At 59.4% G+C, this 25,204-nt stretch carries 17 protein-coding genes; 8 read left to right on the top strand and 9 right to left on the bottom strand.

The window, feature by feature from the left end:
• Window positions 1-67 precede the first annotated feature (67 nt).
• Window positions 68-2,662, top strand: coding sequence for an ATP-binding protein (locus KORLAC_RS14305; protein WP_068307590.1), 2,595 nt, complete (start codon window positions 68-70; stop codon window positions 2,660-2,662).
• Here the strand turns inward: KORLAC_RS14305 and KORLAC_RS14310 are convergent.
• Window positions 2,659-3,561, bottom strand: coding sequence for a LysR family transcriptional regulator (locus KORLAC_RS14310; protein WP_082714708.1), 903 nt, complete (start codon window positions 3,559-3,561; stop codon window positions 2,659-2,661). The two genes, KORLAC_RS14305 and KORLAC_RS14310, sit on opposite strands and share 4 nt — an antisense overlap.
• 92 nt (window positions 3,562-3,653) lie before the next feature.
• On the opposite strand from KORLAC_RS14310, the gene KORLAC_RS14315 reads away from it, so the two are divergent.
• The 4 genes from KORLAC_RS14315 (at window position 3,654) to KORLAC_RS14335 (ending at window position 8,460) form a co-directional block, all read left to right on the top strand.
• Window positions 3,654-4,502 carry an NAD-dependent epimerase/dehydratase family protein gene (locus KORLAC_RS14315; RefSeq protein ID WP_175445652.1) on the top strand — a complete coding sequence of 283 codons (849 nt, stop codon included), beginning with the start codon at window positions 3,654-3,656 and terminating at the stop codon, window positions 4,500-4,502.
• The gene (locus tag KORLAC_RS14320) at window positions 4,493-5,743 is read left to right on the top strand and encodes an NHL repeat-containing protein (RefSeq protein WP_068307596.1); all 1,251 of its coding nucleotides are present in this window, start codon (window positions 4,493-4,495) and stop codon (window positions 5,741-5,743) included. The genes KORLAC_RS14315 and KORLAC_RS14320 overlap by 10 nt, the downstream gene beginning before the upstream one ends.
• A complete protein-coding gene (locus tag KORLAC_RS14325) occupies window positions 5,721-6,170 on the top strand; it encodes a YiiD C-terminal domain-containing protein (protein WP_068307597.1) in 450 nt (149 codons plus the stop codon). Before KORLAC_RS14320 ends, KORLAC_RS14325 begins: the two co-directional genes overlap by 23 nt.
• Window positions 6,171-6,552: 382 nt before the next feature.
• Entirely contained in the window at window positions 6,553-8,460 is a 1,908-nt protein-coding gene (locus KORLAC_RS14335) for an MJ1477/TM1410 family putative glycoside hydrolase (RefSeq protein ID WP_068307599.1), read from the top strand.
• On the opposite strand, the gene KORLAC_RS14340 is transcribed toward KORLAC_RS14335, so the two are convergent.
• From KORLAC_RS14340 to KORLAC_RS14355, 4 genes are all read right to left on the bottom strand, one after another.
• Window positions 8,461-11,313 (bottom strand): TonB-dependent receptor, encoded by a 2,853-nt coding sequence (locus KORLAC_RS14340; RefSeq protein ID WP_068307600.1) that lies wholly within the window; start codon window positions 11,311-11,313, stop codon window positions 8,461-8,463. It lies immediately after the preceding gene.
• Window positions 11,314-11,418: 105 nt separating this feature from the next.
• Window positions 11,419-14,292: a TonB-dependent receptor plug domain-containing protein gene (locus KORLAC_RS14345; protein ID WP_068307602.1), complete on the bottom strand. Its 2,874-nt coding sequence runs from the start codon at window positions 14,290-14,292 to the stop codon at window positions 11,419-11,421.
• Window positions 14,293-14,403: 111 nt separating this feature from the next.
• The gene (locus KORLAC_RS14350; protein WP_068307607.1) at window positions 14,404-15,546 is read right to left on the bottom strand and encodes a FecR family protein; all 1,143 of its coding nucleotides are present in this window, start codon (window positions 15,544-15,546) and stop codon (window positions 14,404-14,406) included.
• A gap of 17 nt (window positions 15,547-15,563) precedes the next feature.
• Window positions 15,564-16,157 (bottom strand): RNA polymerase sigma factor, encoded by a 594-nt coding sequence (locus KORLAC_RS14355; protein WP_068307608.1) that lies wholly within the window; start codon window positions 16,155-16,157, stop codon window positions 15,564-15,566.
• Between the two features lie 203 nt (window positions 16,158-16,360).
• Here KORLAC_RS14355 and KORLAC_RS14360 point away from each other — a divergent pair, with 203 nt between their 5' ends.
• Window positions 16,361-17,956 (top strand): methyl-accepting chemotaxis protein, encoded by a 1,596-nt coding sequence (locus KORLAC_RS14360; protein WP_068307609.1) that lies wholly within the window; start codon window positions 16,361-16,363, stop codon window positions 17,954-17,956.
• A gap of 77 nt (window positions 17,957-18,033) precedes the next feature.
• Here KORLAC_RS14360 and KORLAC_RS14365 read toward each other — a convergent pair whose 3' ends face one another.
• From KORLAC_RS14365 to KORLAC_RS14375, 3 genes are read right to left on the bottom strand one after another with little or no spacing between them, the layout of a single operon-like run.
• Window positions 18,034-19,251, bottom strand: a complete 1,218-nt coding sequence (locus KORLAC_RS14365) for a hypothetical protein (protein ID WP_068307611.1) — start codon at window positions 19,249-19,251, stop codon at window positions 18,034-18,036.
• 9 nt (window positions 19,252-19,260) lie between these two features.
• A complete protein-coding gene (locus KORLAC_RS14370; protein WP_068307613.1) occupies window positions 19,261-20,076 on the bottom strand; it encodes an outer membrane lipoprotein-sorting protein in 816 nt (271 codons plus the stop codon).
• Window positions 20,051-22,429 (bottom strand): efflux RND transporter permease subunit, encoded by a 2,379-nt coding sequence (locus tag KORLAC_RS14375; protein ID WP_068307614.1) that lies wholly within the window; start codon window positions 22,427-22,429, stop codon window positions 20,051-20,053. Before KORLAC_RS14375 ends, KORLAC_RS14370 begins: the two co-directional genes overlap by 26 nt.
• Window positions 22,430-22,626: 197 nt before the next feature.
• Here KORLAC_RS14375 and KORLAC_RS14380 point away from each other — a divergent pair, with 197 nt between their 5' ends.
• Window positions 22,627-23,607, top strand: a complete 981-nt coding sequence (locus KORLAC_RS14380) for a LysR family transcriptional regulator (protein WP_068307615.1) — start codon at window positions 22,627-22,629, stop codon at window positions 23,605-23,607.
• Between the two features lie 94 nt (window positions 23,608-23,701).
• The gene (locus tag KORLAC_RS14385; protein ID WP_068307617.1) at window positions 23,702-24,433 is read left to right on the top strand and encodes a nitroreductase; all 732 of its coding nucleotides are present in this window, start codon (window positions 23,702-23,704) and stop codon (window positions 24,431-24,433) included.
• Here KORLAC_RS14385 and fdhD read toward each other — a convergent pair.
• Window positions 24,430-25,203, bottom strand: coding sequence for a formate dehydrogenase accessory sulfurtransferase FdhD (gene fdhD, locus KORLAC_RS14390; protein ID WP_068307619.1), 774 nt, complete (start codon window positions 25,201-25,203; stop codon window positions 24,430-24,432). The two genes, KORLAC_RS14385 and fdhD, sit on opposite strands and share 4 nt — an antisense overlap.
• Window position 25,204: the final 1 nt, after the last annotated feature.

Raw genomic sequence — 25,204 nt, forward strand, 5'->3', positions numbered from 1 at the left:
AGGTCAATTTTTTGTTGGTTTGTTAACCCATAAGCTGCAAACTCAGGGGGCGCTGAGGGGGGCGACAATGCAGTTCGGTGCCGTGAACAGATTCAAACGGTTTAAAAGATCACTCGCATATTCGGCCCTTCTGGGGCTGGGCTGGCGCATCGCTGTGATCATCGGCTTTGTCACCATCAGCGGTTTCCTGATCATCAACAAGGCGCTTGAGCGCAACAAGCTGAATGAACTTGAGGTGTTCATCAAGGAACGTGCCGCGCGGGAAAGCCAGATTTTCGAGACCATCAGCAAGGCCCATACCCAGGCGACAACAGCTTTGCTGCAAGCGCTCAACGCAGACCCAGCCGATGGCCAGGATGACGCCGCAGTCAGCACCGCGTTCGACCGCTATTTCCCACTGCAAGACGATGGCACCCGGCGATCAGTTGACGCCCTTTTTGACGGTGCACCGCTTGGTGTTGCCGGGCGGATCAGCGGCATGGGCGCCTTTATCAAAGCTGGCGAGGCCCTAACCGCTAAAGATAAGCGCATGCTCCTGTCTGCGTTCCTGACCGCCTACCGGGTGGGGCAGGCCCAGTTCCAGGACCTGCCGAGCCTTTATTTCTTCACCCCCGACAACAGCCTGCTGATCCACGCGCCCACACGCCCCGACAGGCTAATGTTCTACCGCAAGGAAGCCCCAGCCTCTTTTGATTTCTCGAGTCAGGAGCTGGTGCAGATCACCTTGCCCGCGAACAATCCGGACGGCGAGATGCGCTGCACCAGCCTGCGGCCCATCATCTATGACCAGACAGGCGCCACCTGGACCACAGGGTGCCACACCCCTGTCTATGCGAACGGCAAGCATATTGGCGCCTGGGGCAGCAGCATCCTGCTGGATAACCTGCTGGAGAATGCCATCGCGGATGTGCCCGAAGGCGCCACCAACATGATCATCACAGCAGACGGTAAGCTGATCGCACACCCGACGCTGACCAAACAGGGCCAGACAAACGACAGGCTGCTTGATATCACCACATCGGATAATCCCGACCTCAAGGAAATCTATGACGCCATTCAGGGCCATGCAGAGGCCGACGTATTCGTTACCACTATCAAGCCAACAGACTGTTATGTCGCGGTCGGCCGCATCAAAGGGCCTGACTGGTATTTTGTTACTGTCCACCCGCAGGACCTGATCCTGGCCGATGCCCGCGACAGCGCTGGGGTCCTGCTGTATGTGGGGTTCGCCGGGCTCTTGCTTGCCCTCGCAAGCCTTCTGTTCGCCATCCGGTCCGACATCGTCAAACCACTTCGGGCGCTGGTACGCCACAACCAGAGTCTGGCACGTGGCAAGTTTACGTCCATGCCGCCCGAAATCGGGAAAAACAAAGCCGGACTGAATGAACTGGACCAACTGGCGCGGTCTTCGGCCAGCATGGCGCGGCGCCTGTCGGAAGCCTTTACAACGCTGGAACAACGCGTTGAAGAGCGCACCCACGATCTGGAAGCCGCCAAAACGCAGGCCGAGAAGGCCAATGCCGCCAAGTCTGATTTCCTGGCCAACATGAGCCACGAAATCCGTACCCCACTGACCGGGATTGTCGGCATGCTGGACATCCTGTCCGGCGAAGACCTGCCCGATTCCTCGAAGCCCTATGTCACCATGGCGCGCCAATCCGCCGACATGATGCTGGAGCTGGTGAACGATATCCTTGATCTGTCGCGCATCGAAGCCGGCAAGACCGTGCTGAAACCTGAGCCCACAAGCCTCGGCTCCCTTCTCAACCGCACTATCCTCAGCCTCGCGCCGCTGGCGGCCCAGAAAGACCTGGATCTGACGCTTGAAGACAATACGCCGGAGGATCTGTGGGTTCAGATTGACCAGAAGGCGCTCAGGCAAATCCTGATCAACCTCATTGGCAACGCGATCAAGTTTACAGATGATGGCTCGGTCACCGTGACTGCCAGTAGTCGACCGGTGGAGGGCGGGCAGCATTCTGTCACGCTTCATATCCGCGATACCGGCAAGGGCATCCCGCGCGAGGCCCAGGCCCGCCTGTTCGATCGGTTCGAAACCGTGAAGGAAAACCGCACAACAGGCAAATCCACGGGCCTCGGGCTCGCCATCACCCGCGAACTGGTACAGCTGATGAATGGCTGGATTGCCGTTGAAAGCACCCCTGGTCAGGGCGCGACCTTCATCGTCACCCTCAGGCTGCATGCCGCCGACGTGCCGAAAGGGGCAACCGCAGACAAGCAGACTGGCCCGGACCGCGACCTGAAAGGGGTGAAGCTTGTGGCGGTGGATGACAATCCGGTCAATCGCGCTGTGTTGAAAAAACTATGCGAAAGCGAAGGCTTTGACGCTACCGTCCTGCCAAGCGGCGAAGACATGATCGCCCATATCGCTGCGCTGCAGAAGGAAGGGGACTCGCCCCCCGATGTTTTCCTGATGGACATCAACATGCCCGGCAAGGACGGCATGGAAACCCTGCGCGACATCCGCGCCCTAGGCGGGTGGGCCAAGGGTATCCCAGCCATTGCCTTCACGGCCCACGCTGTTGTTGGGGTGGTGGACGACCTGAAAGCAGGCGGCATGCAGGGCTATGTAGGCAAGCCTATCGACAGGCAGGCATTCCTCGCGGAAATCCGCCGCTGCCTCAGCGAAAGCGTGCTTTAGAAAGCCACGGCCTTTTTCAGCCAGCGCCGGAACCAGGCATGGCCGGGGTCACGATGCTGGTGAGGCGCCCACACCATGGAAACGTCAAATCCCGGCAGATCTAGGGGCGGCTCAAACAGCCTCAGGTCAAGTTCATGCTGCAATGCTTCGGCCAGCCTTTTCGGCACAGTGGCCAACAGGTCACCTGCCGCCGCAACCCGAAGCGGTGAATAGAAGAAGCCGGTCTTGAGCACCATGGTGCGGCGATGCCCGATTGCCGCCAAATGCTGGTCCACCATGCCAAGCCCCTGCCCGTCGGTCGAGACCATCACATGGCCTTCCGCCAGAAAGGCTTCAAGTGTCAGGTCTGCCCGCTGCAACCGCGGGTGAGACCGGCTGCAGACAGTGACAAACTCTTCCTGCCACAGGGTTTGGCGGTGATAGTTGGGCGGGGCGTTGGTATGCCGGGCGATGGCAAGATCGGCCCTCTGAAGTGTGGTGGGCAAATCCTGGTTACCGGGATCAAACGCGCGCAAGGCCGCCTTGGGGGCATCCACAGGCAGCCGCTGCATCAGCTGCGGCAGACACAAGAGCTCGACATAATCGGCCATCGCCAGCGTGAATTGCCGGTCTGTGCTTTGCGGGTCAAAACCGGCAGCATCCTGAACGGCCTCCATCAGGCCGTCCAAAGCTTCCATCACGGGGGCATAGAGCTGATCCGCGCGCTTTGTTGGCACCAGTGCCTTGCCGTCGCGCACAAAAAGCGGGTCTCCGAAGGCATCCCGAAGCCGCTTGAGTACATGGCTCATGGCGGACTGTGTCAGCCCCACCTGGTGCGCTGCCGCCGTCACACTGCGCCTTTCATACAGACAGGCAAAGTGCCTTAGCAGGTTCAGGTCCATTGTATTAAAATTATGCATGATTGAAACATAATATATTAATTTTAAAAATGAAAGCGCAGGCCCTATCTTCCTCACAGCAACACAGAAGCGAGGATAGAATGAAGATTTTCATGACGGGCGCATCGGGCTATGTTGGAAACCACTGCCTTCAGGCTTTTCTGGCAGCAGGCCACCAGGTGACCGCCCTGACCCGCAGGCCACAGGCCTTCAGCCACCCACATCTTGTGTGGCATCAGGGCAGCCTTGAACACCCCGCAAGCTATGAAGAAGCCCTTTCGGGCGTGGACGCCATCGTTCACCAGGCAATGGAATATCAGGACGGCGCAGACCAGGGCATGATCGACCGTGTCGCGGTTGAAGCCTTCATTCGGTCCGGCAAATATGTGGCCTACACGGGCAACCTTTATACCAGCCACCGGCCAGGCGAAGCGCTTGCGGAACAGCCTATTCCTGACGGTCACCACTGGTGGAACGATCATGAAAACATGCTGCTGGAAGCCGGACAGGCAGCGGTCATTCGGCTGGGGTTTGTCTATGGCGGCAGTGGCGGCTATCTATGGCCTGGCTTCGCGCCGGACGCGTCCGGGACAGTCCTGTGGTGTGGGGAACCGAATGGCCGCTGGCCTATGGTGCATGTGGACGATGTCGCCAGCCTTTTCCTCAGAGCCATAGAAGAACGCGCCACAGGTATCTTCCATGCGGTTGATGACACACCCGTTACCCATGAAAGGCTTCTGAATGCGATTTGCCTGCTGCAGGGCGGCACGTTAACACGCGTCAGCTTGGAGGCAGCCCGCGCACGCCTTGGGGGCTTTGCCGATCATCTGGAAAAGGATATTGTGGCCACCAACACGGCTGCACGGTCACTGGACTGGCAACCGGGCCACCCCGACTTCCTGGCATCTGCAGAGGAAGCCTTTACCGCCTACCGACAGCACAGGGAAAAGGAATGCGCCTGAAAACAAGCCTGACCATAACGGTCTTCACCGCCCTGCTGGCGACGTCAGTCTCACACGCCTGCGTTCCGGGGGCAGACACAGATACGCTGCCACCTCCCCTGCAGGACCTGCTGGCAGATGGGTGTGAGAGCAGCGCCATCTATCACACCGCCGGTTTTCTGCTGCGACGGGAGCAGCCAGACGCCGCCTTACCTTGGCTTCGGGCCCTTGAAGCGCGCGGCTGGCAACTGGGCCTGGACGCGGAAGTACCAGAGGGCACAGAGGCACTGGCTGTTACAAAGCGCCTGAATGCGCGTGTCGTCCCTGCCCCTCGGGCAACCCCGGGCCGTAGGCTTCAAGCGCCATCCTTCTTCCCAGAAGGCATCGCCGCTGATGGCGCCTCAGGCCGCCTGTTTCTTGGCAGCCTCACCGAGAACCGCGTCGCCGTCATTCCCGAAACCGGGCCAGCCACCTTCTGGCCGCTGCCCGCGCACGACAAGCTGCGGGCGATCTACGGCATCAAATATGACGCTGACGCAAACCAACTGTGGGTGTTGCGTAACCGCACGGACGTCAACGACGTGCAGGATGATGCCCCAGCCGCCGAAATCCTGTTGCTGGACGGGCAAACCGGCGCGCTGGTCAGGTCCTGGCCCATGCCCGCCGGGACACCCACAGAGCTGAACGACTTATGCCTGACAACCACGCATGCCTATGTCACCGACAGCCGCGGCAAGCGCGTTCTGGTACTTGACCGCAATCGCGGGTCCCTCACACCTCTGCAGATCAACCGGCGGCTCTATTACCCCAACGGTATTGTCTGCCACCGGGGCGACAGCCTTTATGTTGCCGATGCGCTGGGCCTGATGCGGATTGATGCGGAAGCGGGCGCGAGTGTCCGCCTGGAAGCCCCTGAGGGCCAAACACTCGGTGGCCTGGACGGGCTTGCGCTGGATGGCGACAGTATCATCGCGGTCCAGAACGGCATTGGCCTGCCGCGCCTGATTGCCATTGATGTCAGTGTATCCCCGGCCTCTGTCACGCTGCTCGACAGCGGCAATCCCGCGTACGACATTCCCACCACTGTCGCCCTTATGAACGGCACGGCCCATGTGATCGCCAACAGCCAGATGGACATGATTGACCGCTTTCATGACGCCCCTGAGGAAACTGAAAGCTTGCTATCACCCGTCGTTATCCTGAAACTGCGGCTCGATAACAAACAGAGAGCCACAGGATATGAAAAGCCCAGAAGCCCTTGAAGACTATCTTTACCGGAACATCCCCATTTCAGAAGCCATGGGCGTGCGCGTTGCCCGCGCCAGCACCGACAGCATTTCGCTGACCGCGCCGCTTCAGGCCAACATCAACCACAAGCGCACGGCTTTTGGCGGCAGCCTGCAGGCCGTTGCCACGCTGGCCTGCTGGACGCTCTTGCACGTTAACCTGCGCGAAGACGCTGACCCGTCTGAGATTGTCATCACAAACAGCAATATCGACTATATCCGACCCGTCACTGCGGATTTCACAGCCACAGCCACTTTGCCCGATAGCGCACGCTGGCAGCAATTTCTCAAAACCTTTGACAGGCACGGGCGTGCCCGTATCCAGCTGACAGCCCATGTGATGCAGGATGATTATGTAGCGATTGATTACACAGGCACGTTCGCGGCACTGAAGACTGGTTGATCAGCTTCTTACACAGGCCCCGAAAAGAGTGAAGGCGGCAGCCGGGTTAGACCGGCTGCCGCCATTCATAAGCACATGAAAGATGGGTTGGAAGGTCGGCCGTAAGCCCCGGGCCGAAAGACATGTCCTGCTCGCTCTATCGCCAAAGGAGGCGCCCACCACTGAATGGCGACCAAACGAGCCCTTCACTTTCATGGCTCTGAGCACACTGCCCTCAATTGAGGCCAGCATTCTCAACGCAACGCCAGCACGATATGCATTCCTGACCATTTGGTCAATAACCATTTTCGCATTTTTGTCATTTTTTCGCGCCATGCTCTCGACGAGGCTAGCTGTGCGGCCTACAACTGTTGACTGACAACAGATCTGGGGGACTGGTTTCATGGGCGACAACCCACTTTCCGACGTTGATAGCTGGCTCTATCACCTGGGTGATACAGACGCCGCCCGGCTTGTTGAGATCGGCGACAGCTGCGCTGACATGGTGGTGATCGAATTTGCCAACTATGCCGATGAGGAAACGCCCTATACCGAAGCAGACCTTGAGGTCATGCGCGGCGACGACGCCAAGCTGATCGTCTCTTACCTCAGCATCGGTGAGGCGGAAGATTACCGCTTCTATTGGGACGACGCCGACTTTATCGCCATTCGCGACAGCATCATTGACAATGAAAACCCCGAATGGGTGGGCAATTTCAAGGTCCGCTACTGGATGGACGAATGGCAGCAGGTGATTTTCGACTATGTCGAACGCATCATCGATGGCGGCTTTGAAGGCGTCTATCTGGATATCATCGACGGCTATGAATATTGGGAAGAGCAGGAGCCTAACGCAGATGTCGACTACCGCCAGGAAATGGCCGATTTCGTCGCCGCCATCCGCGCCCACGCCGAGGCCTATCTGGCAGACGTGGACCCAGACCGCACCTTTGTGGTTATCGGCCAGAACGGCGAAGAGCTGCTGGAGAACAGCACCTACCTGAATGCCATCGACGGCGTCGGCAAGGAAGACCTGCAGTTCTATTATGAGAACACAAACCAGAGCGACTTCAGCGTGCAGGACGCCGACAGCGTGGCCTACAGTCTGGCGCTGCTGACACTGGCGGAAAACGCGGGCAAGGAAGTCTTTCTGGTCGAATACCTAAGCGGCACCCGCCAGGATGTCTTCTCGACCGTGCTGGAAGCGCTGTCAGAGCAGATGGACGATCTGGGCATCCCGCTGTATGTGGCGGAAAACCGCGCGCTGGATGATGTGTTCCCGCAGCCGGATATCACCCAGATTATCGAAAGCCTGCAGGGCACGGCGGCCGGCGACATATTGCGCGGTGGCTTCGGCAGGGACGTGATTGATGCGCATGGGGGGAATGACCAGATATGGGCAGGCCCAGGGGACGCGGGAGATGACCTCTTTATTGGCGGTGCGGGCGCAGACATGATCGGCGGCGGCACGGGGGATGACTTCCTGGTCGGTGGCGGCGCAGACGATGGCAATGTGCTGGACTGGCTGCCCGAAAACGGCAATGCGCTTGATGACGGCGCCGACATCCTGTTCGGCGGCAAGGGCAATGACATTCTTCTGGGCGGCGGCTGGGACGACGGCCTGATCGCAGACAATGGCGTCTATGATGAAGGCGAGGCCATCATCACAGGCCTTGCCGCGAACCAGATTTGGGCCGGCCCCGGCAACGACCTGCTGATTGGCGCAGCGGGCGCGGATGAGCTGGGTGGCGGCACGGGTGATGACACGATCCATGGGCATGACGGCGCCGACATGATCTATAGCGCGCTGGGCGTGGACCAACTGTTCGGCGGCGCAGGCGCAGACATGCTGTTTGGCGGCGCTGGCGACTATGCCGATACCCTTTGGGGTGAGGCCGGCGACGACACCTTGTTCGGCGGCGCGGGCGGCGACCTGCTGCAGGGCGGCCTTGGCGGCGATGAGCTGTTCGGCGGCGCTGGCGACGACACGGTCAACGGCGACGATGGCACCGACATACTGTGGGCCGGCGCGGGCGATGACCTGCTCACGGGCGGCCTGGGCGCCGACGTTTTTGCCTTTGCCGCCACAAGCGGTGCCGACACAGTCACAGACTTTGACCTGAGCGACGACACGCTGGACCTCACGGCCATCACCAGCCCTTTCGCCGACATCACAGCCCTGGAGGCAGCGGCTTCAGAAGTGATCCAAAGCGGTCAGGAAGGCTTGCTGATTGACCTGGGCGCCAGCGGCAGCGTGTTCCTGATCGGGCTTGTGCTTGATGACCTTGATACCATCACAGTGCTTCTCTGATCAAAAACGGGCACTCAGGCGGGCATACCAATAGCCGCCATTGAAGCCGAAGGGTGCGGCCCGGCGACTATAGGTAAAGACCCCGTCCGACGACAGGATACCCGGCAGCGTGCCCGCGCCCGCCTGCCCGATCAGGTTACGGTCCGGATACTGGCCAAGAATATTGTTGGCGCCGATGGTGGCCGTCAGGCCAAGCGCCTCCAGCTCATAGCTCAGTTGCGCGTCCAGCACCCATTCGGCGCCGAAATCCTGCACATTCAGCCCTTCGCCTGAGACCTGGTCGCACGATCCTTCACATATCCGGTACCCACCAAAGCGGTTGGCGCGCACCAGAAAGCTCAGCGGCCCGGTTTGGTAGGTCGCGGCCAGCATCACCCGGCTGTCCGGCTGCCAATCCTGCAGGATGGAAATATCCTGCGGCGTGAACAAAGGCACCGCGAGCGTATCGCCGATGGTGGTGCGGATGCTGCCGTCGCGCACACGCGTGCTGTTCCAATTGGCAGCGAGAGAGAATTCAAGGCTGTCGTCAGACGAAAGCGGCCAATCATACACCGCGACAATATCGGCCCCCTTGGTGACTGTGTCGGCGGCATTGAAGAAGAACTGACCGTTCGTGATGCCCATGCGGTCACTGACATCCGGGAACAGACGGGCGATATCCACACTGCCGGAAATGGCAATGCGGTCGTCGATACTGATATGATAATAATCCGCTGTCAGCGTGAAGTTTGGCAGTGTCAGTACCAGACCAGCGCTCAGGTTGGTGGCGGTTTCTTCCTTCAGCTCCGGCACGCCAATGGCCAGGGCCAAGGCGCTGTCGTTCCGGAAGGTGCCGCGCTCCTGCGCAACCGTCATGCCGCCCGCATCAACAAACTGGGTAGAGACACTGTTGAAAAATTTCTGCTGCACGGACGGCGCCCGAAACCCGGTGGAGATGGCACCCCGAAGCGCCAGTGCGCCCGTCAGCCGCACCCGGCTGGTAAGTTTGCCGGTCAACCGACTGCCGAAATCGTCATAATGTTCGAACCGCGCGGCCCCGGCGATGCGCCAGTCGTCTGTCAGCTCAACATCCAGATCGCTATAGAGCGCGAAACTGTCCCGGTGCCGGTCCACCACATTGTCCCTTGAGAACCCCCTGAACACCTGGAAGCCCTGCTGGTAGCGCACAGGGCTGGTGTCGCAGCCCGGGCAGTCAGTATTCAGGGCACCGCCATCGCTGTAGGACACAGGCTCGCCCGCGCGGATTTCATAGCGGTCCCGCCGGTGCTCGGCCCCCATCGCGAACGTTACGGCGTGCGTGCCCACCGTGCCTTCGCGCACTGCGTCAAACGACAGAACCGACTGGGAGAAAAACAGGCTGCCGGCATCTGCTTCACGCGGGCTGTCTGCCCCCAGCGACGCATTCAAACTGTTTTTGATGCGGTAGGCGAATTCGTTGCGGCCATAGGAAAACCCAATGTCCGCGCGCCAGCCGGCCAGATCATTCAATACCAAACCGCTTGCCGCTGAAATATCGGTGATTTCAGTATTGATGTAGGGCAGGAAGCCGTCTGGATACAGGTCCACCACCGTGCGTTCTGCTTGGGTCACCCGGCGGTAAAATCCCGCGGACAGGTTATCGCGGTCGGAATAGGTGGTAAAGCCGTACCAATGGCCCACGTCAGCAAACGGGATTTCTGCGTTGAGGACGGCGGCAAACTGTTCGCTTGCCGCGTCGCCAATGCGGAAATTCCGCCGGTCGAACGTGTATTCACGGGGGTCATAACAGCCCGCAGGTTCGGCCGTGGCAGCACAGTCTCTTTCACCGTTCACGCCAAAATACTGCTGGTTCGCACTCAAGCCCGCGCGGTTGGTAGGCGCCCGGTCACGGTACTCAAGGCTCAGGTTCACAAAGCCCCGGCTGCTTATGGGATAGGCCATGAACCCGCTGGCGGTTGTTGTGTCACCGTCGCCTGCATAGGTGCCGCCGCGGCTGACCTGGACCATGCCGCCTTCGCGGTCGCGCCTGAGCGCCAGGTTGATCACGCCCGCGATGGCGTCTGAGCCATATTGGGCCGCCGCGCCGTCCCTGAGCACCTCGATCCGCCCAAGCGCGATAGCGGGCACAGCGTTCATGTCAGTACCCGCGGACCCCCGCCCCACACTGGTGTTCACATGAACCAGCGCACTGGCGTGCCGCCGCCTGCCGTTCAGCAGCACCAGCGTCTGATCGGGGCTCATGCCCCGAAGTGTCGCAGGCCTCAGGGCATCTGTGCCGTCCGACACGCTGGAACTGGAAAAATTGAAGCTGGGCACCAGCATCTGCAGCATGCGGCCGGTCTCCGTCTGGCCGGTGAAGGCGAGGGCTGTGCTTGAGAGGACATCAACCGGCACGGACGTGGCCGCAACCGTGCGCCCCTTCACACGTGTGCCGATGCTGATGATCTCCTCAAACGACGCCGGGGCAACGGATATCTGATCGACATCCAGTTGCCCCGGTGTGTTTTCTGGCCTCATGGGAGGCTTCGGGTTTGATTTATTTTTTCTGACGGTAACGGTGTTCCCGCTTGAGAAATGATATTCGAGCCCGGTGCCTTCCATCAGCCGCATAAGCGCGTCTTCCGCCGTCATCACCCCAACCACGCCCTGGCTGATTGGGATATCCTCGGTATCCACCGCCAGGATCAGCTGAATGCGTGCCTGTTCGGAAAACTCGAGGAGCGCCTGCCTGAGCGGCTGCGGCGCAATATCGAAACGGATTTCCGGCGGATCGTCCGCCGCGGCAGCCACTGAGATACTTAGCCCAAGTATCAGCGTTACCATCAGCCGCAGCAGCCGCACAAGGCCGCCAGCCGCAGCTGGTTTTCGTATCATACATGCCCTCCTATTCTTCAAATAGTTGTATGTATCTACCATCAGACGAGACGAACAGATTACGGGATTTGAGAATGTTTTCACGCGCCCAGCCCCCTTTGCCCGTCAGAATTCAAACGCCATCCGGGCATAATAATAGCCGCCCCTTATGCCCCAAGGCATGGTCACCCACGGATAGCGGAAGTTGCCGAATGCCCCGATCTGTCGGCCTTCGGAAATCCAGCGCGACATATCGTTGTTGGCCAGCTTGTCCGGATATGTATTGAACAGATTATTGGCCCCGATGGCAAAGGTCAGGTTTTCACCAATGTCATAGGACAGCTCCAGGTCCACAATCGCGGCGGTGCCTGCCTTGGTGGTGGCGCTGTAATCCAGCCCCAGCACATTCACTGCTATATCCCGCGGTATATTGTTGCCCTGAGCCGTATAGAAGGCGGATTCCGTGTTGCCATAATAGTTGACCCGCAGAAGCGCCCCAAACCGGTTCTTGCGGTAATCTACGGTGCCCGCCAGGCGGAAGCGGGGTTGACCGCGCTCCACATTCACCTGTTCCGCGAACGGGAAAAATTCATCGTCGGACACGCCTGCGGGCGCGTTGATATCCTCAATGGTGGTCTGGTTCCAGCTGACAGATCCAATAAGGTCAAGCGACGCGCCGCCTTTCAGGGCCATCTCGTAGCAGGCGACCAGGTCAGCGCCCAGCGTGCTTGTATCAATACCGTTCGAGAAGAAAGACCCCGCCTCGATTGGCCCAAGGCTCAGTCCCTCGGGGATCGGCAGCGTCGGCCCCAGCACAATGCGGTCACGAATATCGATACGGTAGGCATCCAGCGTGACATTCAGCTTCTCATTTGGCTTCCAGACCAGCCCGACAGAAACGTTGGTATTGGTTTCATGTTCCAGCTTGTCCACGCCGTAGGTGCGCGGAATGATATGGCCCTCAGGCGCCACAAGGGTCTGGGTCAGGCCTTCGGCACTTGTGTTGGTGATGACGGACGTGAACGCCCTTTGCGCCAGCGCCGGGGCCCGGAACCCCGTTGACACCGCCCCCCGAATTGCCAAGGTTTCGGAAGCCTGATAACGGGCCGAGAGTTTGCCGGTAATCTTGCTGCCCGTGCGACCGAAATTCTCGTACCGCGCAGCGGCAGTGAAGAACCAGTTTTCAGCCGGCTCGAACTCCGTATCCACATAGAAGGCATAGCTCGAGCGGCCCAGTTCACCGGCAACATCGGGGCTGTAGCCCGGGAAGCCCTGGAAGCCGCACACGGCTGACACGTCCGCATCCAAAATCGAGGGCGCGAAATCACCATCCACCATGCCGCAGCTATAGGAGGCCTCGTCGCCCTGCTCTATTCCATACAGTTCGTTTCGATATTCAAAGCCGTAGGCCAGGTTGAACGGCACGGAGCCGACCTGACTACTGCCGACAGCATCGAAATTGGCTGTCAGCTGTTCAAATTCAAGCGCGCCCGAGAAGCCTTCCGTGAAGCTATAGTCCAGCGGGTCAAGGCCGTTATAGAAAGCGGCGGAGGCCACAGACACATTCACCGTGTTTTCAGCACCAAAGGCGAACCGCGTGCGGCCATAAGTGGCGCTTAGGTCATATTGCCAGCCGTCATCGGCATCCAGCCTGAAGCCGACAGCCTGGCTGAAGTCACTGACGTCGGTAGTTTGAAGCGGCAGGAAGCCCTCGGGGTACAGTTGCGGCACAGACCGGGCAGCCTGATGTGCGTGGCGGTAAAAGCCGCCCGAAAGCCCCTGCCGGTTCATATAGCCTCCAAAGGCATACAGCTCACCCCCACCCTTGCCGGGCAGCGCCATATTCCACATCACCGCCATGGCTTCCACGTCGGTTTCACCAATCCGCATCACCACATCGCCGGTAATCGAGGACGGGTCGGCCCGGTTGGTGGCCTGCCGGTTCTGATATTCTGCGGTAACATTGAAAAACCCGCCATCCCCCAGGGGTAGCCCGAGAGTAGAGGACGCGAAGAAGGTGTCGCCGTCGCCTTCATAAGTCTGCCCCCAGCTGGCAGCACCGGAAAACCCCTCGTCATAATCCTTCAGCACGATATTGACGACGCCCGCGATGGCGTCAGAGCCATATTGGGCAGCCGCGCCGTCGCGCAGGATTTCCACCCGCTTGATGGCGCCCACGGGGATGGTGTTCATATCGGTGCCCACGGCACCCTTGCCCACCGTATTTTGCACATTCACCCAAGACTGGCTGTGGCGGCGCTTGCCGTTTACCAGCACCAGCACCTGATCGGGGCCCAGGCCACGCAAGGTTGCGGGGCGCACTATGTCCGTGCCGTCGGATATGGTGGTTTCGGTGAAATTGAAGCTGGGCGCCAGCGCCTGCAACAGACGCCCTGTCTGGGTATAGCCATTTCTATGGAGCGCGCTGGAGCCAATCACATCCACCGGCACAGCGGTTTCGGTAACCGTGCGCGTCCGGTTCCGGGTGCCGACCGTGACCAGTTCTTCAAGGTAGGGCTCTTCGGCCTCGCGCCGCTGGGACAACGACCGCACTTCTTCGCGCGTTGCCGTGACTTCCGCCCGCGCAGGGACAGGAGCAACACCCTGGCCCATCTGCACCTGACGGCGAACCACCACGGTATTTTCCCCGGTAAAACTGAAGCTGTAGCCCGTACCGCTCACCAGCGTGACCAGTGCTTCGACCACATCGTGCGCACCCCTCAGGCTGCGACGCTGGCTGTCTTTGGCCATATCGCCAGGCAGGATGATCTGCACCCCGGCCTGTTCGGAATAGGCCAGAAGCGCATCCTGAAGACGCTGGCTGCGGATATTGAAGTCAACAATCCGGAAGGCCTGGGCGTGGCTGTCATGATGGCGAAGCGCATGGGCAGGCGAGAAAACACCAAAAGCCGCCACGCCTATCGCCGCAGCAGCACTGGTGGTCAGGACTTTACGCTGCCACGCCGTATCCGGCCAGGCGGTGCGCCCCCTCAACTTCATGCGATCCTCCCGCTACCTTGGCAGTGCCAAAGCAACCTCGCCCGTATCTTCGGACGTCCCCCCTTGTTATCCTGAAAGTTGCCAGCTGCCTACAGGATTATTGCAGCAAGCTTAAGTCCCGCTTTGTTCTTCGTCGAACATCAAAATGGTGCTTCCGCCCAAGCGCACCACTTCGATCGGGTAGCCCTGTTGCAGGCCTTCAAGCCAGGCATCAACCTGGTCCGGATAAACCGTGCCGGTGAAGCGCATGGTGCCCACGGCTTCGTCACCGATGGTGATCTCGTCGGTCAGATACCGGTTCAGTTCCTGGATCACATCTGCAATTGGCCAGTCAACCATGGTCAGCACGCCCACACGCCAGGACAGGCCTTCCTGAACGTCAGCTTCCACGATGGGTGCCAACAGGCCTGCAGGCGAATAAGCCGTGCGTCGGCCAGCTGTTACCAGCGCAACGGGCTGGGCCACAGCTGTGGCACTATCACGGCCCCGGCCACGCGTACGCTCTTCCGTGTCGTCAATCGGACGCACGGCAACTGTGCCCTCCAGCACCCGCACTTCCACATTGGCAGCAGACTTGCGCACATTGAACACAGTACCAATGGCCGTCACGCTGCCCTGGCCCGCGCGCACGATAAACGGCCGCTTCGGATTCTTGGCAACGGTAAAGATGGCTTCGCCCTGGTCCAGTACCAGCGACCGGTTCTCTTCCGAATAGGTTACGGAAACAGCGCTGCCTGCGCCCAGTTCAACGATAGACCCGTCCGCCAGGTTCACCACACGCTGCTGCCCGGCAGCGGTTTGGTACTGCACGGTGCGAACAGCCTGGCTGCCGTCCGGCGTGCCCATCAGCAGGAAGGTGGTTACCAGCACAGCTGCAAAAGAAGCGGCGATGGCCCCAACCCAGGCGTAGGACGGCTTCTTGCGGACTGTCGGTTGCTCATTCGCAGGCGCCACCATCGACAGGATCGACCCGCCAGCTGATGGATGCACCGCCACAGTCGGCTCTGCGTCCGCCTTGGCCATGTCAGCATGGGTTTGATCGGCAAAAGCCTGCCACTCATCCGCCTCGGCTTCGCCCAGGACGCCCCACAGGGTTTCCATCCGGGCAAAGGCGCGCCGGTGGTCGCCGCTTGCCGCCATCCAGCCCTGCCAGGCTTTCAGCTCGTCGGCGTCCATGGTGCCGTCCTGCAGGTCCAGATAATATTCTGCGGCCCGGTCCAGTACCTTCTTTTCAATTTGGCGGCTCTTAGGCATCTACCAACATCCTCAACTCAAAGACTCCACGCATCCAGCTCGTCGCTCATTTTGTCTGAGCAATGCACGAGGGCGCGTAACACATATTTTCTAATCATGCTCGACGTCAGGCCCATTTCCTGGGCAATGTCATCGTAGCTGCGGTTCTTGAACTTATACTCCACAAACGCGTGCCGACATTTGGGCGGCAGCGTGGACACACATTCCAGAACCCGGCTCAGGGCCTGTTTGGCGGCGATGGAGCGTTCCGGCGTGAACCCGAACATCTCGTTCACCTGTTGCGGCGCTTCCTGATCCACATACGACTGGGCCAGCCCCTTGCGGCGGATCCGGTCAATCGCGATATTGGTTGCCGTACGGAACAGGAAAGCCCGCAGGAAACCAATGGTGCTGGTATCGTCCAACCGAAGCAGGCGAACATATGCCTCCTGTGCCACTTCCACCGCTTCTTCGTGCGACTTCAGCCGGCTTGTCAGGTAGCGTACCAGCTCTTCATTATGGTTTTTGAAAAGCGCTTTGATGTCGTCCTGCGAGAGCGCACGAGCATCGTCCGAAGGGGCCTGCCCTTCAGCCTTCAGCTGTTCGTTCTTCCGCTTCTCTGGCGACGCCATACATGTCTCCTTACATGAAGGACGCTTAGCTTACAGAAGTTGGGAATTTTTTTTGACTCTTTTCTAAGGCCGGTTCAGCTGTGCTTGGCATTACACTTAACCAAGCTTTAAGGTATCCTGCGCAAAGTAGAGGCACTGCTGTACCAGAATGGGATACGGGTTGCGGCGACACGCCGGGACCATTGGGGAAATGAGGGATTTTCATGTTAAGTTTTTTCCAGAAGGAACAGGAAAAACAGCCAACAAGGACGGAGACCGCATCCGCCGCAGCTGAGAATGCGACCACGCTCACGGAAGCGGATGTCCTTGAATCGCTGCCGAACAATATCATTCTTTGCAAGCCGTCGACCGGCCAGATCACCTATGCCAACGCAACAAGCCGCCACACGGTGGAGCTGATGGGAGAAAGTTTTCCCGTCACCCCGGACGCACTTGAGGGGGCATCGATCAATATCTTCTCCGATGGGGGCGAAGACTTTGAGGCCATGGTGGGCGATCCGGCCGCCCTGCCCTTCAACCGGGTACTGCCACTTGGCAGCGAGTTTCTTGAACTGCGCTTCAACATCCTGCGCGACAAGAACGGCAGCCATGAGCGCACGATCCTGTCCTGGACCCGGGTAACAGAGCGCGAAACCTTCAAGGCGGAAGCCGGCAGGCTGACCCAGATGGTCGACAAGATGCCGATCAACGCCATGATGTGCGACCCTCAAACCGGCGCTATTGTCTATATGAATGACAGCAGCAAGGCAGCACTGGCCGGCCTCGCACAACATCTTTCAGTGTCGGCAGACGCCATGGTCGGGCAGAATTTAAGCGTTTTCTGCCAGGAACTGCAGCAACAACCAGGCCTTTTGGTTGACCCGAAGAAGCTGCCCTTCAAGACGAAATTCGAACTTGGCCCGGAAACAATCGGGCTCAGCATTCATGCTATCACCGACGACCACGGCGGCTACATCGGCCCTATGGCCACATGGGCTATCGTCACGGCCCAGGCGCAAGTTGAAGCGATGGTGAGCCAGTCATCAGGTGAAGTTGCAGCTGAGACAGCATCGCTTGCCGATCAGGCCAGCATGATGGCCTCTATTGCCGAACAGAATATAGGCATTTCATCCAAGGTGGCGGACGCGTCTGGCCAGGCGACAGATAATGTGCAGGCCGTGGCCGCCGCAACCGAGGAACTGGCAAATTCAATTTCCCAGATCGCCGACCAGGTTGCCCACGCCAGCCGCATTTCCGGCAATGCCAGCGAGAAGGCCGATCAGGCGAATACCGTGGGTCAGGAGCTTTCAGAAGCATCCGGCAAAATTTCAGACGTGGTAAAGCTGATCAACGACATTGCCGACCAGACCAACCTTCTGGCGCTCAATGCCACCATTGAGGCCGCGCGGGCCGGCGAAGCGGGCAAAGGCTTTGCCGTTGTGGCCAGCGAGGTTAAAAGCCTTGCAACCCAGACGGCCAAAGCAACCGAGGATATCTCGCATCAGGTTGAATCCATCCAGGAACAGTCCCGTCGCATGGTGGAATCCATCACCGAGATTTCTGAAATCATCCGCGAAGTGACAGCCATTGCGACGGAAATCGACGGTTCGACCAACCAGCAGGGTGCTGCAACACAGGAAATTTCCCGCAGTGTCGATCAGGCCGCCCAGCGCACCAAGGAAGTGTCTGACAGCATGGATGAGGTGCAGCAGGCTTCCCAGAAGGCCGCCGACGTGGCCCACGCCGTCCAGCAATCCGCTGACAGGCTGACCGAAGTGGCCAACGGGCTCCAACATGAAGTCTCGAACCTGCTCAAATAGACAAAAAAAGAAGCGGCGGGGCTGCTGCCCCGTCCGCTCCAGTCACTGGGTAAGCGAGAAATTACCCTGATAGTTCCCTAAAAATACCGTGTGAGCCTGAGCATCACATGGCTGTCACGCCGGAAGCCGTACAGCAGGTTGTCGGCGTCTGTGTTCATGAAAAAGCGGCCCTCAATTTCGCCAACCCAGTTGGCGCCAAACCGGCGGGAACTTTCCACCAGCCCCGACATGGAGCCGTCTTCCACATCCACAACAATACCGCCAAGGAAATCAGTGTCCTCCGCGTCATTGAGCGCGAGGCGCGTGCCAATGAAGATATCATTGTCTGCGATGGTCTGGGGCGCCAGAAGCGGGTCTGATGACCGGCCATCATACTGGAATTCCACCAGCACGCCGAGGTCTGCGCCCGCGTCAGTGACGCCGTAGAAGGTATATTCCACCCCGCCCACAGCCGCCGCGAAGGTCTGGAACGGCGTGTCGCGCACGATGCCTTCAAACTTCCAGAGCCACGCTTCCTTGGTGTACTGCAGGTCCACGCCCACCTGGGTGATGTCGTCATAGTAGGGCGCGAGAAGGCCGCGCGTGCCGTCGAACACCAGCCGTGGTTCGCGGTCAGCCCCACGGAAGAAGGAGAGGCCCACATCCCAGTCACCGAAATAGTGGCTGTAGCGAAGGGCGAAATCCACATCCTCGTCATCGTCCCGGCCTTCGTCAAACCGGGTCAGGTCATTCTCGACGAGGAAAGGGGCCCGCAGCCTGCCGTCCGCGCCCGCGAACGTGCGCTTGCGGAAACGCGGCATCACATAGGCTGTGAGCTGCCCCCAATCGCGAATGGTGGATACTTCCACCATCGGCTGGCCCAGCTTGTCTTCGTCGTCGATGTCCTCAACGCTGTCAGACTGGTTGATGATATCCACCAGATGGCGGCTTTCCGTGACGCCCCAGAAAATCTTGGCGAGGCCCGCGCGCACGGTCCATTCATCACCGGTCCAACGTACGTAGGCTTCGCGCATATCTGCATGCGTGCGCTGGCCGTCTTTCCCGTCCAGTCGGGCATATGGCACCAGAACCACATCCCACTGGCGGTTATCAGACTGCCAGCGCACGTCTCCCTCGAGCAGGAGGGAAGGCTGGAAGGTGTCCAACTGGCCCGGCTGCGTACCCTTTTCGAAAAATGTACGTAACTCAGTGCCAACGGAGCCGGACACATCCCATTCCCCGGCTGTGGCAGCTGGGGAGCTTAGGGCCAGAAGCGCCGCCACAATCGGGGTTTTACTCAGGACAGAATTCGTCATCACCGGCCCCTAGCGAATGCGCTTCAGCACGCCTTTGACAAAGTCATTGTCTTGAAGGCCGGTTTTGAAGCTGTAGTCGCCGTAGCTCAGCGTGGTGGATTTGCCGGTCTGGTGATTGACCATTTCAAGCTCATGCGCGCGCCACACACCGCCTTCATACTCGCGGTAGTCCTTCAGTGTCAGGGTCTTGAGCAGGCTGTTCTTGCGGTCATAGAAATCGATCTTGCGCACCTGGAACACCTCCTGGTCAACCAAGGCGATCTGGCGCACATAGCCGGAGTTCTCATAGCGCGGGAAGCGCTCAACCACATCCACTTTCATGCCGTCGAACTCATCTTCGCCGATGAATTTATAGTCATATTTGTTGAGCTCGGTTGAGGTGAAATCCTCGAACGCAAACTCGGACCCCACGAACGGGCCAGACTTGTTCGTTGAGCTGATGCGCTTCACGCGCTTCAGCGCCGGCAGATAGAGCCACTGGTCATCCGCTTCCAGGATCTTGGCGTGGCTGAGGAGCGCCGTACCCTGCACGTCACGCGGGGTCTCGAAAACGGTGAGCGACTTGTCGCCCACCTCTTCATTTTCCTTCTCCAGCGTCTTGAAATACATCTCGCGGGTTGATGTATTGCCGGCCGAGTTGGTCAGTGTCATCACCGCGGTCACTTCTGAACTGGTGAAGCCCAGGTCAGACCGGTCAGACCGGGCCGCGATCTCATAGCCCTTGTCGGCCGCCTCGTCCGCCTTCACGGGTGCGATGAGGGAAAAGCCCAGCGTGACCACCGCCAGCGCGGCGGCCAGTTTATTCTGCAGGTTGCGTTTGAACATTTTGTTGTACTCCTTCGCTATCATCTTTTTGTCCAGAAATGAGCTTGCCTGACCCGCGCAGCATCAGTGCTGGCAGGAACAGGAAGTCGAACAGCAAGGCGAATGTGATCGCCAGCGCCGTCAACAGGCCCATGTCTGCATTCATTTTGAAGTGGGAGGTGGCAAGGTACGCGAACCCGATCACCAGGATCACAGTATTGACCACCAGCGCCATGCCCACGGTCTCGAAGGCATATTTGATGGCACCCGCGCGGTCATAGCCCTTCTCGCGGATACCCCGGACATATTTGGCCAGGAAGTGGACCGTGTCGTCCACCACGATGCCGAGCGACACGCTCGCCACCGCCGCAACCGAGAAGCCCACGGTTCCAACCATCAGCGCCCAGGCCCCGAATGCCACCACAATCGGCAGGCCGTTCGGCACCATGGAAAGCGCCCCAAGGCGGGCGGATTTCAGCGCGAACATCATCACGATGCCGATGGCAACGATGGCAATGATGTTGCCCGCAATCATGCTTTCCACATTGCGTTCCGCCACATAGGTGAACATCACCTGCGCGCTGGTCGGTACTGTGGCCTGCATGTATTCCGGCGCATTCTCCGTGATCCAGCCACGGGCCGCATCCAGGAACACCTTGGTTTCAAGGGTTGAGGTGTTGGTCAGCGTTGCCGTTACCCGGGTTGCGGACTTGTCGATATTCACCCGGTCATTCAGGTCAAGGCCGTAAGGCAGCGACAGTTCATACAGAAGCAGATACTGGGCCGACAGCTCACGGTCATCGGGCAGCTTGTACCAGCTGGCCTCATCGGCGTGCATGTTGCGGTTCAGCCGCTTCATGATGTCCGTCAACGAATAAACGTGGGTCACGTTCGGCTGCTGGCGCAGGAACTGGGTGAACTCGTCCAGTTTCTGCAGGAACTCCGGCTCGGATACGCCGCCCTCACCCTTTGCCAGAACCGAAAACTCGATCGGGTAGAAGCCGAAATATTCGGTTGACGCATCGCTGTCGCGGCGGAATTCGATGCTCTCGTCGAAATATTCGGTCCACTGGTCGTTGAATTCAATCTGCGGCACCGCCGAAATCAGCACAATGGCAAACGCGCCAATGCCGTAGAACAGCTTCTTGTTGTGGGCCACCACGAAATCCGCCAGGCGGGCAAAGAAGTTGTTTTCATTTGCCGCCGCCAGCTTCGGTGCCCGCACCGGCAGGAGGCTCATCATGGCCGGCAGGAAGGTTACGGACATGGCCCATGCTGCCACAATACCGACGGCCGAGATATTGCCCAGGTGCCAGAACGGCGGGGCGTCACCGAAGTTCAGCGCCAGGAAGCCGATGGCTGTCGTCAGCGACGTGATCATCACCGCCAGGAAATTCACCCGAACCGCTTCAATCAGCGCGTCCCGCTTGGTCATGCCCGCCTTCATGCTGTTGCGCATGGTAATCAGGATATGGACCGCATCGGCAATCGCCAGCGTCAGAATGATCGTCGGCGCCGACAGCGCAATGGGCGTCAGGGCCACGCCGTAGAAACCGGCCGCGCCCATACCAATCATGGAGGCAAAAGCGATCATCAGAAGTGTCACAAGCGTGCCCGCGATCGACCGAACCGTGACCGCCATCAGCAGAAGCAGCAGCCCATACATCAGCGGAATCATGGTCATGACATCTTTCATGCCGGCTTCCTGGAACGCCATATTCAGCATGGAAACACCAGTCATGTAGATTTTATGGCCTGGGTATTTCTGCAGCAGGTCCGCGCGGAGGGTGCGGGCATATTCAACCGCCTGCGGCACCTCGAACGGGTCAACCTGTGGATACTGCAGCACCACATTGACAGCGATCGCACGGCCATCGCGGGCCACAAGCTGGTCCCTCAGAAGCGGTTCAGTGATGGCCACCTGGCTCTTTTCCGCCAGTTCTTCAGCCGTCAGGCTTTCCGCGCCCTTCACCAGGTCTTCAACGATCAGGTCGTCTTCATCGGCCCAGGTGTGCTGGAAGTTGGTCACACTGTCGACACGCAGGCTGAAGGGGATCTGCCAGGCCTCGGTGGTCAGCTCCTCCACCAGCGCCAGTGTTTCAGCTGTAAACACATCCCCTTCTTCGGGAACGATGGTGAAAAAGAAATTATCGTTTTTGGTGTAGGTTCCCTGGAACTCCTCAAACGCCTGCAACTCAGGGTTCGATTCAGAGAAAAAGTCACGATAGTTGTTCGACATTTGTAAGAACTGCGCACCGTAGGTCACGGCCGCAGTTGTCAAAAGTGTCGCAAAAATAACGAGCCACCGGTGGCCAATCACAAATTTGGCCAGCCGGACGGCAAACTCGTCCATTGCTGTCATGGTCTTAGGCATTTTGCGTCTCCTCGCCTTCCTTATGGATCAAACGGTTGGGACCCCCGTTTGGTTCGGGGGCAACTTACCCGCGCATCCCTGACAAATTCTGTCAGCAATCGATGCCCGGGATGTTGCCCTCCACGTTCGACCCTTGCGCCTATATGGGAAGGTCCCATATATTATGGAAATTGATATTTCGAAATTTGGATATTCATATGGTGAATTTGGCTGGAATCGACCTGAATCTGCTCCTCGTGTTTGACGCGGTGATGAGCACACGAAACGCAACCAAGGCGGGGCAGAAGATCGGCATGTCGCAGCCAGCAGTGTCGAACGCGCTCAACCGGCTTCGGCATGTGATGCGGGATGACCTGTTCGTACGCGGCACAGACGGCATGCGCCCGACAGCGCGCGCGCTGGAACTGGAACTGCCGGTCAGGCGGGCGCTTGGTGAAATTGAAGAAGCCCTGAACCCGGTGGCGTTTGACCCGGCGAAGGCGGAGCGCACCTTCACCATCGCCACAACAGATTATGTGGCCATGATGCTGCTGCCCTATGTCGCCGAATACATCACCAACGAAGCACCGGGTATCAATGTCCACACCATCCCGATTGAGGGCCGCCTGTTCGAACGGCTTGACCATCAGGACGCGGACTATGGCCTGATGCCCCTTGGCGATGTGCCCGACCGGTTCGCACGCCTGAATGTATCCAGCGACCATTTTGTCTGCATGATGAGCAAGAACCACCCGCTGGCGCGCTACAAAGACGCCATCCCGGTTGAAGAATATGCGGCTGCCCGCCACGTGCTGGTGTCCCCGCGCGGGGACGCGCACGGCTTTGTCGACGACCAGCTTGAAGAAATGGGCCTCAAGCGCCGGATCGTCATGATGATCAACAATTTCGGCCCTGCCCCCATGCTGGTGGCTACAACCGACATGATCGTCACCGTCCCCAGCCGGATCGCCACCAAATGTAACCAGTTTTTTGATCTGCATGTTGTGCCAAGCCCTATCGCGCCCCCGGGCCACATGATCGGTGGTGTTTTGGTGTGGCACAAACGGCTGACGAACCACCCGGCCCACAGCTGGTTCCGCGACCAAATGATGCGCGCGGGCCGGGACCTTGACCTCTACGGCATGAAAACGCCAGAGATCAAAATCCACGGTATGCCGGGGTTGAAGTCCGCCGAATAGCAGAAATTCATATTCGTAGGGCCACAATCCTTGTCGTGTGTTACGCACAGCCAATATGGTGATATGCGCGCAGAAATAATGGGAGGACGCAGCAATGACTCAAACCGGGGCCGTCACAGAGGCACTAGCGAACAGGCGCAGCATTCGCGCATTCAAGCCGGACCCGGTACCGGAAGACCTCCTGACCGATGTTCTTGAAACCGCCCTTCTCGCCCCTTCCTGGGGCAATGTGCAGCCTTACCGGGTTGCCGTGGCCTCTGGCGAAGTGGCGAAAGAAATCGGGGCTGAACTGACCGCCCGTTTCAACACCGCCGCCAAGGTCCAGCGCGCCGGCCTGTTCGCCAAATTCGGCGCCTTGATGAAAGGCGGCGTCAAACCGGACGGCGACTTTAACACCATCATGAAATACCCGCCCGAGCTGGGCGCGCGCTACCGCGATACGGGCCACGGCCTGTATGGCACACTGGGGATCGAACGCGGCGACAAGGCAGCGCGCCACGCCCAGATGGCCCGCAACTTCAGCTTTTTCGACGCGCCCACGGCTCTGTTTGTTTTCTGTGAAAGCAGCCTTGGGGCCTACTCGGCCCTGGATACAGGTATATTTCTGCAGTCGCTGGCGCTGGCGGCCGAAGAACGTGGCCTTGGCACCTGCATGCAGGCGGCGCTCGCCACCTGGGCCGGGCCTGTGAAAGCCCGCTTCGATATCCCGGAAAACTACAAGCTGATCTGCGGCGTCTCGGTTGGCTACAAGGCGGACCATAAGGTCAACAGTTTCGCGCCCAAGCGGCGCCCGCTTGACGAGCTGCTGCTGAAACCGAAAGGCTAGAAGCTGACAAGGCCATCAGTGGACCAGTTGGCGAGCGTGAGCCTGGCCTCTTGCGCCAGCCGGATCGCAAAGGCCGTGGGCGCCGACAGGCACACAAGCGCCGGCGCGCCCACCGCCACGCATTTCTGCGCCATCTCATAGGACGCGCGGCTGGACACCAGGACAAAGCCGGCTGTCATGTCTGTGCCGTCCCGCATCAGGGCGCCTAAAAGCTTGTCGAGCGCATTATGCCGACCGACATCCTCGCGCACGAGCGTGATATCCCCAGCCAACGTCACCCATGCAGCACCATGCACGGACCTGTTCAGCTTTTTGAGCGGTTGCAAGCCATCGAAGGCACAAACGGCCTTGCGTACAACGGCTTCATCAAGCGCCGCCGGCATCTCTGCAACGGGCCGCACGGTCTGGAACAGTTCTTCCATGCTGTCGATCCCGCACAGGCCGCACCCCGTGCGCCCCGTCATCGCCCGCCGGCTATGCTTCAGTTTGAAACGCTCGAAAGGTGCGTCAGCAAGCGTGATCATCAGGTCAATGCCCTGGTCCTTCTCAAACACCTCAATAGTCCGGATGTCATCCGGGCGCTTCACAATGCCCTCGGTCACACTGAACCCCAGCGCAAAATCCCCAAGGTCAGCCGGGGACGCCAGCATCACAGCATGATTAAGCCCGTTATAGACAAGCGCCACCGGCGCTTCCTCGGGCACGTGCCAACTGACCGACGCGCCTGCGCGCTTGCCGGTCACAGTTACATCTGCGTCCCACTTGGGCATT

The sequence above is a fragment of the Kordiimonas lacus genome, from assembly GCF_001550055.1.
Classification (GTDB): Bacteria; Pseudomonadota; Alphaproteobacteria; order Sphingomonadales; family Kordiimonadaceae; genus Kordiimonas; species Kordiimonas lacus.

Excerpts from the sequence above, each read along its gene's own strand:
- KORLAC_RS14340 (WP_068307600.1), bottom strand. The coding sequence starts at position 11,313 with ATGATACGAAAACCAGCTGCGGCTGGCGGCCTTGTGCGGCTGCTGCGG.
- KORLAC_RS14315 (WP_175445652.1), top strand. The coding sequence starts at position 3,654 with ATGACGGGCGCATCGGGCTATGTTGGAAACCACTGCCTTCAGGCTTTT.
- KORLAC_RS14370 (WP_068307613.1), bottom strand. The coding sequence starts at position 20,076 with ATGTTCAAACGCAACCTGCAGAATAAACTGGCCGCCGCGCTGGCGGTG.
- KORLAC_RS14345 (WP_068307602.1), bottom strand. The coding sequence starts at position 14,292 with ATGAAGTTGAGGGGGCGCACCGCCTGGCCGGATACGGCGTGGCAGCGT.
- KORLAC_RS14385 (WP_068307617.1), top strand. The coding sequence starts at position 23,702 with ATGACTCAAACCGGGGCCGTCACAGAGGCACTAGCGAACAGGCGCAGC.
- KORLAC_RS14355 (WP_068307608.1), bottom strand. The coding sequence starts at position 16,157 with ATGGCGTCGCCAGAGAAGCGGAAGAACGAACAGCTGAAGGCTGAAGGG.
- KORLAC_RS14350 (WP_068307607.1), bottom strand. The coding sequence starts at position 15,546 with ATGCCTAAGAGCCGCCAAATTGAAAAGAAGGTACTGGACCGGGCCGCA.
- KORLAC_RS14380 (WP_068307615.1), top strand. The coding sequence starts at position 22,627 with ATGGTGAATTTGGCTGGAATCGACCTGAATCTGCTCCTCGTGTTTGAC.
- KORLAC_RS14305 (WP_068307590.1), top strand. The coding sequence starts at position 68 with ATGCAGTTCGGTGCCGTGAACAGATTCAAACGGTTTAAAAGATCACTC.
- KORLAC_RS14310 (WP_082714708.1), bottom strand. The coding sequence starts at position 3,561 with ATGCATAATTTTAATACAATGGACCTGAACCTGCTAAGGCACTTTGCC.
- KORLAC_RS14325 (WP_068307597.1), top strand. The coding sequence starts at position 5,721 with ATGAAAAGCCCAGAAGCCCTTGAAGACTATCTTTACCGGAACATCCCC.
- fdhD (WP_068307619.1), bottom strand. The coding sequence starts at position 25,203 with ATGCCCAAGTGGGACGCAGATGTAACTGTGACCGGCAAGCGCGCAGGC.
- KORLAC_RS14365 (WP_068307611.1), bottom strand. The coding sequence starts at position 19,251 with ATGACGAATTCTGTCCTGAGTAAAACCCCGATTGTGGCGGCGCTTCTG.
- KORLAC_RS14360 (WP_068307609.1), top strand. The coding sequence starts at position 16,361 with ATGTTAAGTTTTTTCCAGAAGGAACAGGAAAAACAGCCAACAAGGACG.
- KORLAC_RS14320 (WP_068307596.1), top strand. The coding sequence starts at position 4,493 with ATGCGCCTGAAAACAAGCCTGACCATAACGGTCTTCACCGCCCTGCTG.
- KORLAC_RS14375 (WP_068307614.1), bottom strand. The coding sequence starts at position 22,429 with ATGCCTAAGACCATGACAGCAATGGACGAGTTTGCCGTCCGGCTGGCC.
- KORLAC_RS14335 (WP_068307599.1), top strand. The coding sequence starts at position 6,553 with ATGGGCGACAACCCACTTTCCGACGTTGATAGCTGGCTCTATCACCTG.